The sequence below is a fragment of the Mesonia aestuariivivens genome (assembly GCF_019311235.1).
GTDB lineage: Bacteria > Bacteroidota > Bacteroidia > Flavobacteriales > Flavobacteriaceae > Mesonia > Mesonia aestuariivivens.
Genome location: NZ_JAHWDF010000009.1, coordinates 12301 through 28200 on the forward strand (window position 1 = coordinate 12301; position 15900 = coordinate 28200).

Sequence of the window (15900 nt, forward strand, 5' to 3'; positions counted from 1 at the left end):
GATCTAATGGTATTTTTTTTGACTCACTCAAAGTCAACAATGTTTAATATAAATCAATAATAGATATGTCAACAGGAAAAATTAATGTTTCGGTAGAAAATATATTTCCGCTGATTAAAAAATTTCTTTACAGCGATCACGAAATTTTCTTAAGAGAATTAATTTCTAACGCTACCGATGCTACTTTAAAGCTAAAACACCTTACTAATATTGGAGAAGCTTCTGTAGAATACGGAAATCCGGTAATTGAAGTTAAAGCAGATAAAGACAAGCAAACGCTTCATATAATTGACCAAGGAATTGGGATGACCAAAGAAGAAGTTGAAAAATACATTAATGAAGTTGCTTTTTCTGGAGCTGAAGAGTTTCTAGAAAAATATAAAGACTCTGCCAAAGATAGCGGTATTATTGGGCATTTTGGTCTTGGTTTTTACTCGGCCTTTATGGTAGCTAATAAAGTTGAAATTATCACGAAATCTTATAAAGATGAACCAGCAGCTCACTGGACTTGTGAAGGAACAACTGACTTTACGCTAGAAGATAGTAATAAAACTGAAAGAGGATCTGAAATTATTCTTCATATTAATGATGATGAAAAAGAATTTTTAGAAGAAAATAAAATTGCTGAACTTCTTACCAAGTATAACAAGTTTATGCCAGTGCCTATTAAATTTGGCACTAAAGAAAAAGAACTTCCTAAAGCTGAAGATGCTCCAGAAGACGAAGAAGCTAAAAAAGTAACGGTTGATAACATCATTAACAATCCAGAACCGGCTTGGACAAAACAACCTACAGAGTTAGAAGATGAAGATTACAACAGCTTCTACCGCGAGTTGTATCCAATGCAATTTGAAGAGCCATTATTCCACATTCACCTGAATGTAGATTATCCGTTTAACTTAACTGGTATTTTATACTTCCCTAAGTTAAGCAACGATATGGCAATGCAAAAAGATAAAATTCAGTTATACCAAAATCAGGTTTTCGTAACCGATAATGTAGAAGGTATAGTTCCAGAATTTTTAACGATGTTAAAAGGTGTTATCGATTCTCCAGATATCCCATTAAACGTTTCTCGTTCTTACCTTCAAGCAGATGGGGCGGTGAAGAAAATTTCTAGCTACATTACTCGTAAAGTTGCCGATAAATTAAAATCGTTATTTAATAATAGTCGTGAAGATTTCGAAAAGAAATGGAACGACATTAAAGTAGTGATTGAATACGGTATGCTTACTGAAGATAAATTCTTTGAAAGAGCTCAAAAATTTACCCTTTACCCAACTGTAGATGGTGATTATTTCACTTACGAAGAGTTAGAAGAAAAAATTAAAGACAACCAAACCGATAAAGATGGTAAAATGGTTATTCTTTATGCTTCTAACAAAGATGAGCAACACAGCTATATTTCTGCAGCAAAAGACAAAGGTTATCAAGTAATATTATTAGACACGCCAATTGTACCGCATTTAATTCAGAAACTAGAAAGCTCTAAAGAAAATATCTCTTTTGTTCGTGTAGATAGCGATCACGTTGATAATTTAATTAAGAAAGATGAAGATAAAACTTCTAAACTTTCTGAAGAAGAGCAAACACAATTAAAAACCGACTTTGAAAAAGTTGTACCTAAAGAGAAGTACACCGTTCAATTAGAGGCGATGGATAGTAATGCAGCTCCATTAATTATCACACAACCAGAATTTATGCGCCGTATGAAAGAGATGCAACAATCTGGCGGCGGCGGTATGTTTGGTATGGGTAATATGCCAGAAATGTACAACTTAGTCGTGAACACTAATAATGAGTTAATCTCAAGTTTGGTAGGTAAAGAAGAAGCTGAGCAAGAACGCATCATCAAACAATCGTTAGACTTAGCACGTTTATCTCAAAACCTATTAAAAGGTGAAGAGTTAACCAATTTCGTAAAACGTAGTTTTGAAATGATTAAATAAAAGAGAATTCTTTTAAATACTAAAAGCCGTTTTTCAATCTACTAATTGAAAAACGGCTTTATTTTTTTTAGTAAATTCGCTTAGATAATAATAAAATTTATGAAAAACCTCTACATACTATTATTTGCAATTTTATGCTTCAGCTGTAAAAATGATTCAAAAGAAGCTAAGGTTGATACCAAAGAAACTTCGGCTAAAGAAGAAAAAACGAATGCCGCTAGAAACTTAGCAGAAACGATTGCAACTACACATCACAAGAAAGATTTTTTTGATAATGGAGCGATTGCATTCGATATCAATATCAATTTTGGTGGTGAAGAGCGACTAAACGGAAGAGTTACTATGCTAACCAATTCTTCTAAAATTAAAATTGAAAAAGAAGACGGTACAACAATCGTATATAACGGTGAAGAAGTTTTTCTTTATCCAGAACAAAAAAATTACGAAGGCGCTCGTTTCGATATATTTACTTGGCCTTACTTTTTTGCTATGCCTTTTAAACTTACAGACGACGGTACAAAATGGCAAGAAAAACAAGAACGCAAATTAGATAGCACCAATTATAATTCGGCTAAATTAACTTTTAAGAATAACGTGGGTGACGCTCCAGACGATTGGTATATAATTTATTCAGACAAAAGAACTCATTTACTAAAAGCAGCCGCTTACATTGTGACTTTTGGTAAAGATGTAAAATCTGCTGAAGAAAATCCTCACGCTATTGTTTACGAACGTTATTTCACCGTAAAAAGCGTTCCTGTGGCTAAATATTGGAAGTTTTATAACTGGAGTGAAGACAAAGGAATCTACGGAGAAGCGATAGGCGATGCAGAAATTTCTAAATTAAAATATATTCCAATTGAAGAAGCTACATTCGACATTCCTCAAAATGCTATAAAAGTAGAACGATAAAATTATATTAATCCCTTGTCAACATTATTGTAAAGAATAATTATACTATTATCTTTGCACCTCTAAATTAAAATCATGATCAAGGTAACTTTGCCTGACGGCAGTATTAAAGAATTTGAAAGCGGCACTACAGTATTAGATGTGGCTAGAAGTATTAGTGAAGGTTTAGCTAGAAATGTAATTTCTGCAAAATATAACGGCACCACCGTTGAAACGAAAACCAAACTTACCACAGATGGTTCTTTAGTACTTTTTACTTGGAGAGATGAAGAAGGTAAAAAAGCATTTTGGCACAGTACTTCACACGTAATGGCGCAAGCGATACAACAACTATATCCTGGTGCTAAATTAACCATTGGACCAGCTATTGAAAGTGGTTTTTATTATGATGTAGATTTTGGAGAGCATAAAATTTCTGAAAACGACTTCAAGAAAATTGAAGACAAAATGCTAGAAATTGCTCGTGGAAAACACGAGTTTAATATGCGAGAGGTTTCTAAACAAGAAGCATTAGATTTTTATAAAAATGAAAACAATCCTTTTAAGGTTGAATTAATTGAAAACCTTACCGACGGAGAGATTACTTTTTGTGATCACGACACTTTTACCGATTTATGTCGTGGAGGCCATATTCCTAACACAGGAATTATTAAAGCGGTAAAACTAATGAATATCGCTGGTGCATATTGGAGAGGTGATGAACATAACCCTCAATTAACCAGAGTTTATGGAGTATCTTTCCCAAAACAAAAAGAATTAAAAGAACATTTAGCTCTTTTAGAAGAAGCTAAAAAACGTGACCACAGAAAGCTAGGTAAAGAATTACAACTATTTACTTTTTCCCAAAAAGTAGGTCAAGGTTTACCGTTATGGTTACCAAAAGGCGCAGCTTTGCGCGAACGTTTAGAAAACTTTTTAAAGAAAGCTCAAAAGAAAGCAGGTTACGAACAAGTAGTTTCTCCACACATTGGTCAAAAAGAATTATATGTAACTTCTGGTCACTATGCTAAATATGGAGAAGACAGTTTTCAGCCTATAAAAACACCTAGTGAAGACGAAGAGTTTTTATTAAAACCGATGAACTGTCCTCATCACTGTGAAATTTTTAATTCACAATCATGGAGTTATAGAGATTTACCCAAACGTTTTGCAGAATTCGGAACGGTTTATCGTTATGAGCAAAGTGGTGAATTACATGGGTTGACGCGTGTTAGAGGTTTCACTCAAGATGATGCGCATATTTTCTGTACACCAGATCAATTAGATGAAGAATTTAAAAAAGTAATCGATCTTGTTCTCTATGTTTTTGGTTCGTTAGGATTTGAAAATTTTACCGCTCAGGTTTCATTGAGAGATCCAGAAAACAAAGAAAAATACATCGGTGAAGAAGAAAATTGGATAAAAGCTGAAAATGCCATTATTAATGCTGCCAAAGAAAAAGAGCTAAACTATGTCATAGAGACAGGTGAAGCTGCCTTTTATGGTCCTAAATTAGACTTCATGGTAAAAGATGCTTTGGGTAGAAGTTGGCAGTTAGGTACCATTCAAGTAGATTATAATTTACCAGAACGATTTGATCTTACTTACAAGGGTAGCGATAACAGTTTACACCGCCCAGTAATGATTCACCGTGCGCCTTTTGGCAGCATGGAACGCTTTATAGCTATCTTATTAGAACATACCGGTGGTAATTTCCCACTCTGGTTAATGCCAGAACAAGCTATTGTACTGTCTTTGAGTGAGAAATATGAAAATTATTCGAAAAAAGTTTTAAATTTGTTAGAAAATCACGAAATTCGCGGCCTTGCAGATAACCGTAGCGAGACCATGGGTAAGAAAATTCGTGAAGCAGAAATGAATAAATTGCCTTATATGCTTATAATTGGTGAACAAGAAGAGCAAGACGGCACGGTTTCTGTACGTAAACACGGTGGAGAGGATCTAGGAGCAATGAAGGTTGAGCAATTTGCTGAATTAATCAATGCAGAAATAAATTCGACTCTAAAATCATTTGAAGTTTAATTTAAAATTATATAGTCATAGCAATACGTAGAAAAAAATCGAGAGGTCCGTTAAGACAAATCAAGGAAGATCCGCATAGAATTAACGATAAAATTCGTGCGAAAGAAGTTCGTTTAGTAGGTGATAACGTTGAAATGGATGTTTACCCTATTAAGAAAGCTCTTGACATCGCTGAAGAACTTGGGTTAGATTTGGTAGAAATTTCTCCAAATGCAAATCCTCCTGTCGTAAAAGCAATGGAGTACAAGAAATTTCTTTACGAGCAGAAGAAGAGAGAAAAAATCATTAAATCAAAAGCTACTAAGGTAGTGGTTAAAGAAATTCGTTTTGGTCCTAATACAGATGATCATGATTACGAATTCAAGAAAAATCACGCTCAAAAATTCTTAGAAGAAGGTGCTAAACTAAAGGCTTATGTATTTTTTAAAGGCCGTTCTATTGTATTTAAAGATAAGGGAGAAATTTTATTACTTCGCCTAGCTCAAGATTTAGAAGAATTTGGTAAAGTAGAGCAAATGCCTAAATTAGAAGGAAAACGTATGACCATGTTCATGGCTCCTAAAAAGACAAAGTAACAGCCAAGCTGTTTAAAAATAATATAAGTAGAGATAATTACAAAAAAGGATCTTATGCCTAAAATGAAAACTAAATCTAGTGCCAAAAAACGTTTTAAGTTAACTGGTACTGGTAAAATTAAAAGAAAGCACGCGTTTAAAAGCCACATCTTAACAAAGAAGTCTAAAAAGCGTAAGCTTGCATTAACCCACAGTACGTTAGTACATAAGGCTGATGAAAATAACATTAAACTACAATTACGTTTAAAGTAATTACAGTTTAATCGGTTCAATTAAATTTTAAACCCTGGAGTTGGGCTCATAAAGTGCCATAAATTTGGACGCCTACTACAAAAAACAATAATATTATGCCAAGATCAGTAAATTCAGTTGCTTCAAGAGCTAGAAGAAAAAAAGTGATGAAGCAAGCCAAAGGTTACTTCGGACGTCGTAAAAACGTTTGGACTGTAGCCAAAAATGCGGTTGAAAAAGCAATGTTGTATAGCTATAGAGACCGTAAAACCAAAAAGAGAAATTTCCGTTCTTTATGGATTGCTCGTATTAATGCAGCAGCTCGTTTAAATGGAATGACTTATTCTCAATTTATGGGTAAAGTAAAAGCTAACGATATCGAGTTAAACCGTAAAGTTCTTGCGGATTTAGCGATGAATCATCCAGATGCTTTTAAAGCCATTATCGAGAAAGTAAAATAAATACAACAATCAATTATCTCTCTTATATAAAAATCCGATTCAATTTTTTTTGAATCGGATTTTTAATTTAAATTAACCAATAACCCACTAAAATAAAAAGCAAAATTATGGACTTCTCTCAAGTAAAACTTATTGTTAGCGATATGGATGGCACTTTACTCAATTCTAACAATGAAGTAAGTGATCGCTTTTTTGAAATTTATAAAGAATTAAAAAACAAAAATATTCAATTTGTAGCAGCAAGTGGAAGACAATTATTCAGTATAAAAGACAAACTCTCTCCTATTAAAGATGAAATTTATGTTATTGCAGAAAATGGCGGTATCACTTTAAAAGCAGATAAAGTTTTAAACACCTACAGCCTTTCCTTAGCAAAAGTTCAGCAAATCGTAGAAAAAATTCGCGAAATTAAAGATGCTGAAATTGTGATCTGCGGAAAAGCTAAAGCCTATATCGAAAGTAAAAATCAAGATTTTATAGAGTTCTTTAAAGAATTTTATGTAGAATACGCCCAAGTTGAAAATTTATTAGAAGTAAAAGATGATGAGTTTTTCAAAATAGCAGTTTATCACCCTACAGATGCCGAAAAACACATCTACGCTGAAGTTAAAAATTTTGAAAATCAATTTAAAGTAAAAGTTTCTGGAGAACATTGGGTAGACCTTTCAGGTTTAGAAACCCATAAAGGAAATGCCTTGCAGCAATTACAAGATAATTTAGGAATTAAAAAATCTGAAACCATGGTTTTCGGTGATTATAACAATGACCTAGAAATGCTTGAATTAGCAGATTTCAGTTTCGCCATGGCTAATGCTCACCCTAATGTAAAAGCTATAGCAAAATTCACCACCAAAAGTAACGATGAATTTGGCGTTGAAACTATCTTAGAAAAAGTTATTCTCCCATCAAAGTAAGCACCAACTTACGTTTGCTGGCGTGATTTCTAAATTCACCCAAATAAATACCTTGCCAAGTTCCTAAATTTAATTTGCCATTCGTAACAGGAATTTCGATACTGCTTCCTATTAATGAAGACTTAATGTGAGCGGGCATATCATCTGATCCTTCAAGAGTATGCTTATAATAAGGCATATTTTCAGGGACCATTTTATTAATATGCGTTTCAAAATCTTCACGAACTGTTGGATCTGCATTTTCGTTTATAGTTAAACCTGCTGAAGTATGCTTAATAAAAACTTTTAAAGTGCCGAGATTAAAATCTTTTAATTCTGGTAATTGCTTGATAACTTCTGAAGACACCAAATGAAACCCTCTAGATTTAGCAGAAATCTGAATTTCTTTTTGTACTATTTTCATTACTATTTTTATTGAATTTACCTAAATTTAAAAATATATTATAAATTCATGAAAAACATTTTAGCTTTTTGTTTAGTTATATTTGCCAATCACGCTAATGCCCAACAGATTGATTTTACTAATATCAACTTTCAAAAATTTTATAAAGTAGGGAAAGCTAACGATGTTTTTCTTCCCTTGGGTGACATTTCATTTGTAGATAAAATAACTTCGTTTAAAGTTGGGAATCCGAAACCTGAAATAGATTATACAGATACCACTAACGCATTGGGAGCACCAGATTATACAAAGTATCCAGACAAAACCTACCTATCTTTGGGTTGTTACGGAGAATTAGTGGTGGAATTTAAGAACAATGGATTTATAGATATTGAAGGCCCAGATCTTTATTTCTTTGAAGTAGGCCCATCCGTAGAAGCTTTTGAAGTTTACATTTCTAAAAACGGTAAAAATTGGAAATATGTACAAGATACTTCTGGCGGTTCTAGCTATGTTGATATAGCTTCAGTAGAAAAAGAAAACGAGAAAGATATTTATTACTATATTAAACTTGTAGATTTAGGCTCTTTTTGTGACGGACCTACCGCAGGAGCAGATATAGACGCCATTGGCACCATTGGTGGCGTATTAAAAGTTAATATTGATGCTAATCTATTATTTGATCTAGATAAATATGCACTAAAAAAAGAAGCACAAAGCACCCTAAATAATTTTCTTATAGGTTTAGAAAAAATACCAGAAGCAGAAGTAATTATTGAGGGACACACCGACAATCAAGCTTCTCATACTTACAACCAAATTTTAGGCTTAAACCGCGCTAAAAGTGTAAAAAAATCCCTTTTTCAGCAATTAAAAAATAAAACTAAAAATTATAATTTTCAATTGAAATCTTTAGGTGAAACACAGCCCGTAGCAACAAATAAAACAGTCTCAGGCAGAAAAAAAAACAGGAGAGTAGAAATTATAGTAATTCCTTCAGCGGACTTTTATAAACCTACCCATTAACTTCTATCAGGTTTTTTGTTTCTTTTTACGGGCAGCCGGAAATAAAATATTATTCAAAATAAGTCGATAGCCCGGAGAATTGGGATGTAGCGATAATTCTGTTTTAGGATCTCCTACTTTATGCTGATAATCTTCAGGATCATGACCACCATAAAAAGTAAAAAAACCTTTTCCTTTAATACCATGAATATAACGAGCTTCTCCATTGGTTTTATTTTCACCCATAACTAAAACGGTAGGCTTTATTTGATCTCTTCTAAATGAAGTGGTTTGCCCCATAAAACCTTTTACTAAAGCAGTATGGTTTTGACAGAGCATAGTAGGAATTGGATCCCATTTTGCAGAATAATTCATCAACGAAAAATAATCTGTTTCTTTAGGTATATGCCGTTGCGAAGTCATATCTATAGAAGAAAATTCATACTCCATAGGGCTACGTTCTAAGGTATAATCGGTAAATGCAAAAGTTTTATTATAATCTATTTTACTTTGGTAAGCGGCATCACTAGCATCACCATCAAACATAGGCTCACAAATATCTACTCCTTCAGCAGATAACGCAATATCAAAACTATCGGTAGCGCTGCACATCGCAAACATAAAACCTCCTCCAATTACATAGTCTCTTATTTTTTGTGCTACGGCTAATTTCTCTTGAGAAACTTTATCATACCCTAACTCTGTTGCTAGTGCTTCTGCCGCACGTTTTTCTTCAATATACCAAGCTGATGCTCGATAAGCTCTATAAAACTTTCCAAACTGCCCCGTAAAGTCTTCATGATGTAAGTGCAACCAATCGTAAAGTAACAACTTATTTTCTAATACTTCTTTATCGTAAATTTTCTCGTAAGGTATTTCAGCATAAGTTAACACCATGGTTACAGCATCATCCCAAGGTGCATTTCCTTTAGGGGTATACACCGCAATTTTTGGAGCTTTTTCTAAAATTACAGCATCTTGATTTTGTGACGGACTAGAAATTTCATCTAAAATATTTTGCGTTTTGGCATCGCTAAGCACTTCAAAAGAAACCCCTCTAATTTTACATTCTTTTTTTAATTCTTCAGTATCTGGCATTAAAAAAGAACCTCCTCGATAGTTAAGTAGCCATTTTACTTTTTGCTGTTTATTGAGTACCCAATAGGTAATTCCGTAGGCTTTTAAGTGATTTTTTTGAGTATCAACATCCATTGGGATTAGCACGTAAGATGCATAATTTTGAAAAGGAATGAGTAATAAAAAAAATATAACAAGGTAATTTTTCATAAATGCCATTGAATTAAAAAAGGTTGAAAAACTTCAGCTTAAAATAGCCAAAATTATTCAACCTAAAAGTAAACAATTTTTATTCCAATTAATTCTTATTAATTAAGAATTAGAAAGGTACTTCATCATCATTACTTGGAGGCGGAGTATTAGGCCGCCCAAAAGCTTCATCTGCCGAAGGGAAATTTGGTGGTGTACTAAATGGATTTTCTTCTTCACCTTCATTCATTTTTGAATGAAACTCGAAAGGAGAATCGAAACTTTCTAAATTACTAAATTTACCTAAGTGCCCTTCAAATTTCAACCTTATGTTTTCCAATCCACCATTCCTGTGTTTAGCCACAATAAATTCTGCCTGCCCATCGGTTGGCGAACGTTCATCATCATCCCACTCTTCAATTTTATAATATTCAGGTCGGTAAATAAACGATACAATATCGGCATCCTGCTCAATTGCACCAGATTCACGAAGATCAGAAAGTAAGGGCCGCTTACTACCGCCACGCGTTTCTACTGCACGTGAAAGCTGTGAAAGTGCAATTACAGGAACACTTAATTCTTTTGCTAGTGCTTTTAAGTTTCTCGAAATTGTAGAAATTTCTTGTTCACGGTTTCCTCCTTTAGCACCTGTAGCAGCTGTCATTAATTGTAAATAATCTATTACAATAAGCCTTATGCCGTGCTGCGAGGCTAAACGACGTGCTTTTGCTCGTAAATCGAAAATAGAAAGTGATGGTGTATCATCTATAAATAAAGGAGCTTTTTCTAGGTCTTTTACCTTTACATTTAGCTGTTCCCATTCGTGAGTTTCTAATTTACCAGTTCTTAATTTTTCTGAAGACAAACCAGTTTCAGAAGAAATTAGACGTGTAATTAACTGTACTGATGACATCTCTAAAGAGAAAAAAGCAACAGGTATATTTTGATCTACGGCTATATTTCTTGCCATCGATAGGGTTAAGGCTGTTTTACCCATACCCGGTCTTGCTGCTACGATAATTAAATCACTTGGTTGCCAACCAGAGGTTAATTTATCTAAACGCTCGAAACCTGAAGGTATACCACTTAAACCTTCTTTATTAGAGATTTCTTCAATTTTAGCTAAGGCTTGGGTTACCAAATTCTGAGCTGTCTCTGAAGATCTTTTGATGTTCCCTTGGGTAACTTCGTATAATTTAGATTCAGCTTTATCTAATAAGTCGAAAACATCGGTAGATTCATCGTAAGAATCTTCAATAATTTCGTTGGAAATTTTAATTAAACTACGCTGAATATATTTTTGAAGAATGATTCTCGCGTGAAACTCAATATGTGCTGAAGAAGACACTTTTTGAGTTAACTGAATGATGTAGTAATCACCACCAGCAGATTCTAAATTTCCATCTTTCTTTAACTGGTTAGAAACCGTTAATAAGTCGATAGGAGAACCGTCTTTAAACAATTTAAAGATCGCATCAAAAATATGTTGGTGTGCTTCTTTATAAAAAGCATCTGGGTGTAGAATATCGACAACCTCATCTACTCCTTTTTTATCAATCATCATCGCCCCAAGAACAACCTCCTCTAAATCAACTGCTTGAGGAGGTATTTTTCCTTTTTCAAGGCTAATGACGTTTTTTTGATTATAATTGTATTGCTTTTGCACCTGTGCTTTCTCCATACTACGAATGTAAAAAAAATGTTAAGACAAGAGCAGAAAATAACTGCTCAGATAGTTCACCGTTTATGAACAATCTGTGTGTTAATAACTTAAAATTGCTGTTAATAAGTATAAAAAAATCCAGATTTCACATCCGGATTTTTTCAAGAAGTTTCTAATAGAAGTGTTTATCCTTTAAACACTCCCATATTAGAATATTTATCCATTCTGGCTTTAATCAATTCTTCTGGTGATAAGTTTTTTAATTCATCGAAAGACTCTAAAACCACTTTTTTAAGTGTTTTAAACATTTCTTCACGATCACTATGCGCACCACCAATAGGTTCTTTAATAATCGAATCGATTACCTCTAATTTTTTTGCGTCTTTAGCGGTAAGTTTTAATGCTTCTGCTGCTTGTTCTTTATGATCCCAGCTTCTCCATAAAATGGAAGAACAGTTCTCTGGTGAGATGACTGAATACCAAGAATTTTCTAACATCATTACTTTATCACCTACACCAATACCTAACGCTCCGCCACTAGCTCCTTCACCTATCACTACTACAAAGATAGAAGTTTTGAGGCGCGTCATTTCTAATATATTTCTAGCAATTGCTTCTCCTTGTCCGCGTTCTTCTGCTTCCAATCCAGGATAAGCTCCTGGAGTATCAATAAAAGTTAATACAGGAATACCAAACTTTTCTGCAGACTTCATTAAGCGAAGTGCTTTGCGGTAACCTTCTGGGTTTGCCATACCAAAATTTCGGTATTGACGGGTTTTGGTATTGTAACCTTTTTGCTGACCAATAATCATAAAAGTTTGATCACCAATTTTACCTAAACCACCGACCATGGCTTTATCATCTTTTACATTTCGATCACCATGTAATTCTAGAAAATTACCTTCACATAAAGAATTAATATAATCTAAAGTATAAGGTCTATTTGGATGTCTTGAGAGTTGTACTCGTTGCCAAGCCGTAAGATTTTTATATATATCTTTTTTAGTTTCTTTTAATTTCTTTTCTATTTGCTTACAAGTCGAGCTTACATCTACTTCACTATCTTTACCGATCGCGCAAGCTTTTTCATATTGCTCTTGAAGCTCTTTAATGGGCAACTCAAATTCTAAATATTCCATAATATGAATAAGGCTTTTTTTATTTCAGCTTACAAATATATAAAACTTATAAGATTGAAAAGTTGAAAATTAAGATTATAAATTTTGAAGTTATTAAGAAATTATCTTTTGGCCTTTTTGAGAAGGAAAAATGCCAAAATTCCGAATACAATATTTGGAAACCAAACGGCTATTAAGGGTGAAAAAGTAGATTTTTCTGCAATGGTACCAAAAACTTTATCCATAAATACATATGTAAAAGCTATAGCGATACCCACAGCTAAATTAACACCCATCCCTCCCCTTCTTTTCATGGCAGATACAGAAACTGCAATAATGGTAAGAATATAGGCAGAAACAGGAATACTCCAACGTTTGTATGCTACGACTTGGTAAATATTTATGTTTCCCGAACCTCTTCTTTTTTCTTGCTTAATAAATTCATTTAACTCTTGATAGTTTAAAGTTTCAGCAATGTAAGATACCGGAGTAAGTGCATCTATTTCAAAAGGTAAAATGGTATCAAATTTAGTATCGCTGCTTAAAATATCGTTACGCTCACCTATAATTCTTTTTTCATAGCGAGTTAAGGTATAATTTAAAGAATCTGTATTAAAATTTAATCGGTCTGCACTAATTTTAAATTTAAGCTTATTACCTTCAAAATGCTCTAAAGTAAAGTTTCTGGCTGTTTTTTGCTTGGGCTGGAAGTTGGTAGCATAAATAAATTCGTGATCATTAATTTGCCGATATACATCTTTAGTTTCTTGTACATCTGAACTATTTTTTAAATACTTATACTTAAAATCATTAAATCCAGAACTTGCTTGTGGTGCTAAATACATACCCATGACCAAAGCTCCTAAACATACAATCGTTGCTCCTATAAAATAAGGTCTCAAAAACCTATAAAAAGAAACACCCGAACTTAAAAAGGCGATCACTTCTGTATTATTAGCTAGTTTTGAAGTAAACCAAATAACCGACAAAAATAAAAATAATGGAAATAATAAATTGGCAAAATAGATCGTAAAATCTATATAATAATAAACCACCTCTATAAACGGAACTTCATTTTCTAATATTTTATCTATTTTTTCAGCAAGATTTACCGTTATCCCAATAGGAATAAATAGCAACAACAACATGATGAATGTCCCTAAATAGCGTTTAAGTATGTACCAGTCTAATATTTTCAACTTATAATCTTTTATCCATTTGTTTCACCATTTTATCTTTCCAGACTCTAAAATCTCCTGCTAAAATATGCTTTCTAGCTTCTCTAACCAACCAAAGATAAAAACCTAGATTATGTATAGTAGCAATTTGCCTGCCAAGCATTTCATTTACAGTAAATAAATGCCTAACATAGGCTTTAGAATACTCAGTATCTACCCAAGTAATCGCCATTTCATCAATAGGAGAAAAATCATCTTCCCATTTTTTATTCTTAATGTTAATGGTTCCGTGGGCGGTAAATAACATTCCGTTACGTCCATTTCTGGTTGGCATCACACAATCAAACATATCTACACCAAGCGCAATATTTTCTAGAATATTAATCGGAGTCCCTACGCCCATTAAGTAACGTGGTTTATCTTCTGGAAGTATCTCTGTAACCACTTCTGTCATCGCATACATTTCTTCTGCAGGTTCTCCTACCGATAAGCCGCCAATAGCGTTTCCTGCAGCTCCCGCATTAGCAATATATTCTGCCGATTGTTTTCTTAAATCTTTATAAGTACTACCCTGTACAATTGGGAAAAGGGTTTGCTCATACCCGTAAAGTGGCGGAGTTTTTGCAAAATGATTAATGCATCTATCTAACCAACGATGCGTCATGTGCATTGATCGTTTAGCATACCGGTAATCACATGGGTAAGGTGTACACTCATCAAAAGCCATGATAATATCGGCCCCAATGGTACGCTGTATTTCCATAACATTTTCTGGAGTAAAGAAATGATAAGAACCATCGATATGCGATTTAAATTTCACTCCCTCTTCTTTAATTTTACGATTTGCAGAAAGCGAATAAACCTGATAACCACCGCTATCAGTTAAAATATTACGATCCCAATTCATAAATTTATGCAAACCTCCCGCTTTTCTTAAAATATCGGTTTGAGGTCTTAAGTATAAATGATAGGTATTACCTAAAATAATGTCTGGATTAATTTCTTGTTTTAATTCTCGTTGGTGCACCCCTTTTACGGTAGCGACGGTACCTACCGGCATAAAAATAGGAGTTTCTATTTTGCCATGATCGGTAGTAATTTCTCCAGCACGAGCTTTACTATTAATATCTGTAGTTAAAAGATCAAATTTCATAATATAGAATATGGAGGGCAAAGATAACTATCTAAAAGAAATGCCGAATATTTTTATTGCTGAATTAAAGATTCTTCTTTTTATAAATATCAGTATTCAATTATTCACAATAAATAGTTAATAAATGAAACCTATTTTCTTTTTTAAGCTTCTAATTAGACTTACTTTTGCAGAAATTGAAACAACACTTTTATACGATGCCACACAACACTCAACAATTAGAAGATTTTGTTACTCAGGTAAGAAGAGATATTCTTAGACAAGTTCATAAAGTTAATTCTGGTCACCCAGGAGGCTCTTTAGGTTGCGCAGAGTTTTTTACAGCGCTTTACCAAGAAGTTATGGATTACAGTACGAATTTCACCATGGATGGGATAAATGAAGATCTTTTCTTCTTATCTAACGGTCATATTTCACCAGTTTTTTATAGCGTTCTTGCGCGTAGCGGATTTTTCCCAGTAGAAGAATTAGCTACCTTTAGACATATAGATTCTCGCTTACAAGGTCACCCAACCACGCATGAAGGTTTACCTGGTATTAGAGTTGCCTCTGGATCTTTAGGTCAAGGAATGTCTGTTGCTATTGGTGCTGCAGAAGCAAAAAAATTAAATAAAGATTCACATATTGTTTACACGCTACACGGTGATGGTGAACTACAAGAAGGACAAAACTGGGAGGCAATCTTATATGCTGCTGGTCATAAAGTAGATAATCTTATCGCTACAGTAGACTTAAACGGACAACAAATTGATGGTGCAACCGAGGATGTTTTACCAATGGGTAACGTTAAAGATAAATTCTTGGCGTTTGGTTGGGAAGTTATAGAAATTGAAAAAGGAAATAATATTGTTGAAATTATAAGAGGCTTAAAAGAAGCAAAAGCACTAACCGGTAAAGGTAAGCCCGTTTGTATTCTTTTAACAACAGTCATGGGTAACGGTGTAGATTTTATGATGCATACACACGCTTGGCATGGTAAAGCTCCTAACGATGAGCAATTAGCAACAGGATTACAACAAAATCCTGAAACTTTAGGAGATTACTAAAAAACAATTCAACCATTATTAATTC

15 protein-coding genes are annotated in these 15900 nt (G+C 33.6%); 9 read left to right on the forward strand and 6 right to left on the reverse strand.

Annotated elements, in window-relative coordinates:
- Positions 1–65: 65 nt before the first annotated feature.
- From htpG to KW502_RS09370, 7 genes are all read left to right on the forward strand, one after another.
- Positions 66–1949: a molecular chaperone HtpG gene (htpG, locus tag KW502_RS09340; RefSeq protein ID WP_219040291.1), complete on the forward strand. Its 1884-nt coding sequence runs from the start codon at positions 66–68 to the stop codon at positions 1947–1949.
- 99 nt (positions 1950–2048) lie between these two features.
- Positions 2049–2861 (forward strand): hypothetical protein, encoded by an 813-nt coding sequence (locus tag KW502_RS09345; RefSeq protein WP_219040292.1) that lies wholly within the window; start codon positions 2049–2051, stop codon positions 2859–2861.
- Positions 2862–2936: 75 nt separating this feature from the next.
- Positions 2937–4883, forward strand: a complete 1947-nt coding sequence (gene thrS / locus KW502_RS09350; RefSeq protein WP_219040293.1) for a threonine--tRNA ligase — start codon at positions 2937–2939, stop codon at positions 4881–4883.
- Positions 4884–4942: 59 nt separating this feature from the next.
- Positions 4943–5458: a translation initiation factor IF-3 gene (gene infC / locus KW502_RS09355; RefSeq protein WP_369412524.1), complete on the forward strand. Its 516-nt coding sequence runs from the start codon at positions 4943–4945 to the stop codon at positions 5456–5458.
- 54 nt (positions 5459–5512) lie between these two features.
- Positions 5513–5710 carry a 50S ribosomal protein L35 gene (gene rpmI / locus KW502_RS09360; RefSeq protein ID WP_219040294.1) on the forward strand — a complete coding sequence of 66 codons (198 nt, stop codon included), beginning with the start codon at positions 5513–5515 and terminating at the stop codon, positions 5708–5710.
- Between the two features lie 95 nt (positions 5711–5805).
- The gene (gene rplT, locus KW502_RS09365; RefSeq protein ID WP_219040295.1) at positions 5806–6150 is read left to right on the forward strand and encodes a 50S ribosomal protein L20; all 345 of its coding nucleotides are present in this window, start codon (positions 5806–5808) and stop codon (positions 6148–6150) included.
- Positions 6151–6257: 107 nt separating this feature from the next.
- The gene (locus tag KW502_RS09370) at positions 6258–7064 is read left to right on the forward strand and encodes an HAD family hydrolase (protein WP_219040296.1); all 807 of its coding nucleotides are present in this window, start codon (positions 6258–6260) and stop codon (positions 7062–7064) included.
- On the opposite strand, the gene KW502_RS09375 is transcribed toward KW502_RS09370, so the two are convergent.
- Positions 7045–7467, reverse strand: coding sequence for a secondary thiamine-phosphate synthase enzyme YjbQ (locus KW502_RS09375; protein ID WP_219040297.1), 423 nt, complete (start codon positions 7465–7467; stop codon positions 7045–7047). The genes KW502_RS09370 and KW502_RS09375 overlap by 20 nt on opposite strands.
- A 48-nt stretch (positions 7468–7515) precedes the next feature.
- Between KW502_RS09375 and KW502_RS09380 the strand changes: the two genes are divergently transcribed.
- Complete coding sequence (locus tag KW502_RS09380) at positions 7516–8472, forward strand: OmpA family protein (RefSeq protein ID WP_219040298.1); 957 nt, start codon at positions 7516–7518, stop codon at positions 8470–8472.
- Positions 8473–8478: 6 nt separating this feature from the next.
- On the opposite strand, the gene KW502_RS09385 is transcribed toward KW502_RS09380, so the two are convergent.
- The 5 genes from KW502_RS09385 to tgt all read right to left on the reverse strand — a co-directional run bounded on the left by KW502_RS09385 (position 8479) and on the right by tgt (position 14829).
- The gene (locus KW502_RS09385; protein ID WP_219040299.1) at positions 8479–9738 is read right to left on the reverse strand and encodes an asparagine synthetase B; all 1260 of its coding nucleotides are present in this window, start codon (positions 9736–9738) and stop codon (positions 8479–8481) included.
- A gap of 109 nt (positions 9739–9847) precedes the next feature.
- Positions 9848–11398: a replicative DNA helicase gene (gene dnaB, locus KW502_RS09390; RefSeq protein WP_219040300.1), complete on the reverse strand. Its 1551-nt coding sequence runs from the start codon at positions 11396–11398 to the stop codon at positions 9848–9850.
- Between the two features lie 167 nt (positions 11399–11565).
- Complete coding sequence (locus KW502_RS09395) at positions 11566–12519, reverse strand: acetyl-CoA carboxylase carboxyltransferase subunit alpha (RefSeq protein WP_219040301.1); 954 nt, start codon at positions 12517–12519, stop codon at positions 11566–11568.
- A 101-nt stretch (positions 12520–12620) separates the two neighbouring features.
- The gene (locus KW502_RS09400) at positions 12621–13697 is read right to left on the reverse strand and encodes an LptF/LptG family permease (RefSeq protein ID WP_219040302.1); all 1077 of its coding nucleotides are present in this window, start codon (positions 13695–13697) and stop codon (positions 12621–12623) included.
- A gap of 1 nt (position 13698) precedes the next feature.
- Entirely contained in the window at positions 13699–14829 is a 1131-nt protein-coding gene (gene tgt, locus KW502_RS09405) for a tRNA guanosine(34) transglycosylase Tgt (RefSeq protein WP_219040303.1), read from the reverse strand.
- Between the two features lie 197 nt (positions 14830–15026).
- Here tgt and KW502_RS09410 point away from each other — a divergent pair, with 197 nt between their 5' ends.
- A complete protein-coding gene (locus KW502_RS09410) occupies positions 15027–15875 on the forward strand; it encodes a transketolase (RefSeq protein WP_219040404.1) in 849 nt (282 codons plus the stop codon).
- Positions 15876–15900: the final 25 nt, after the last annotated feature.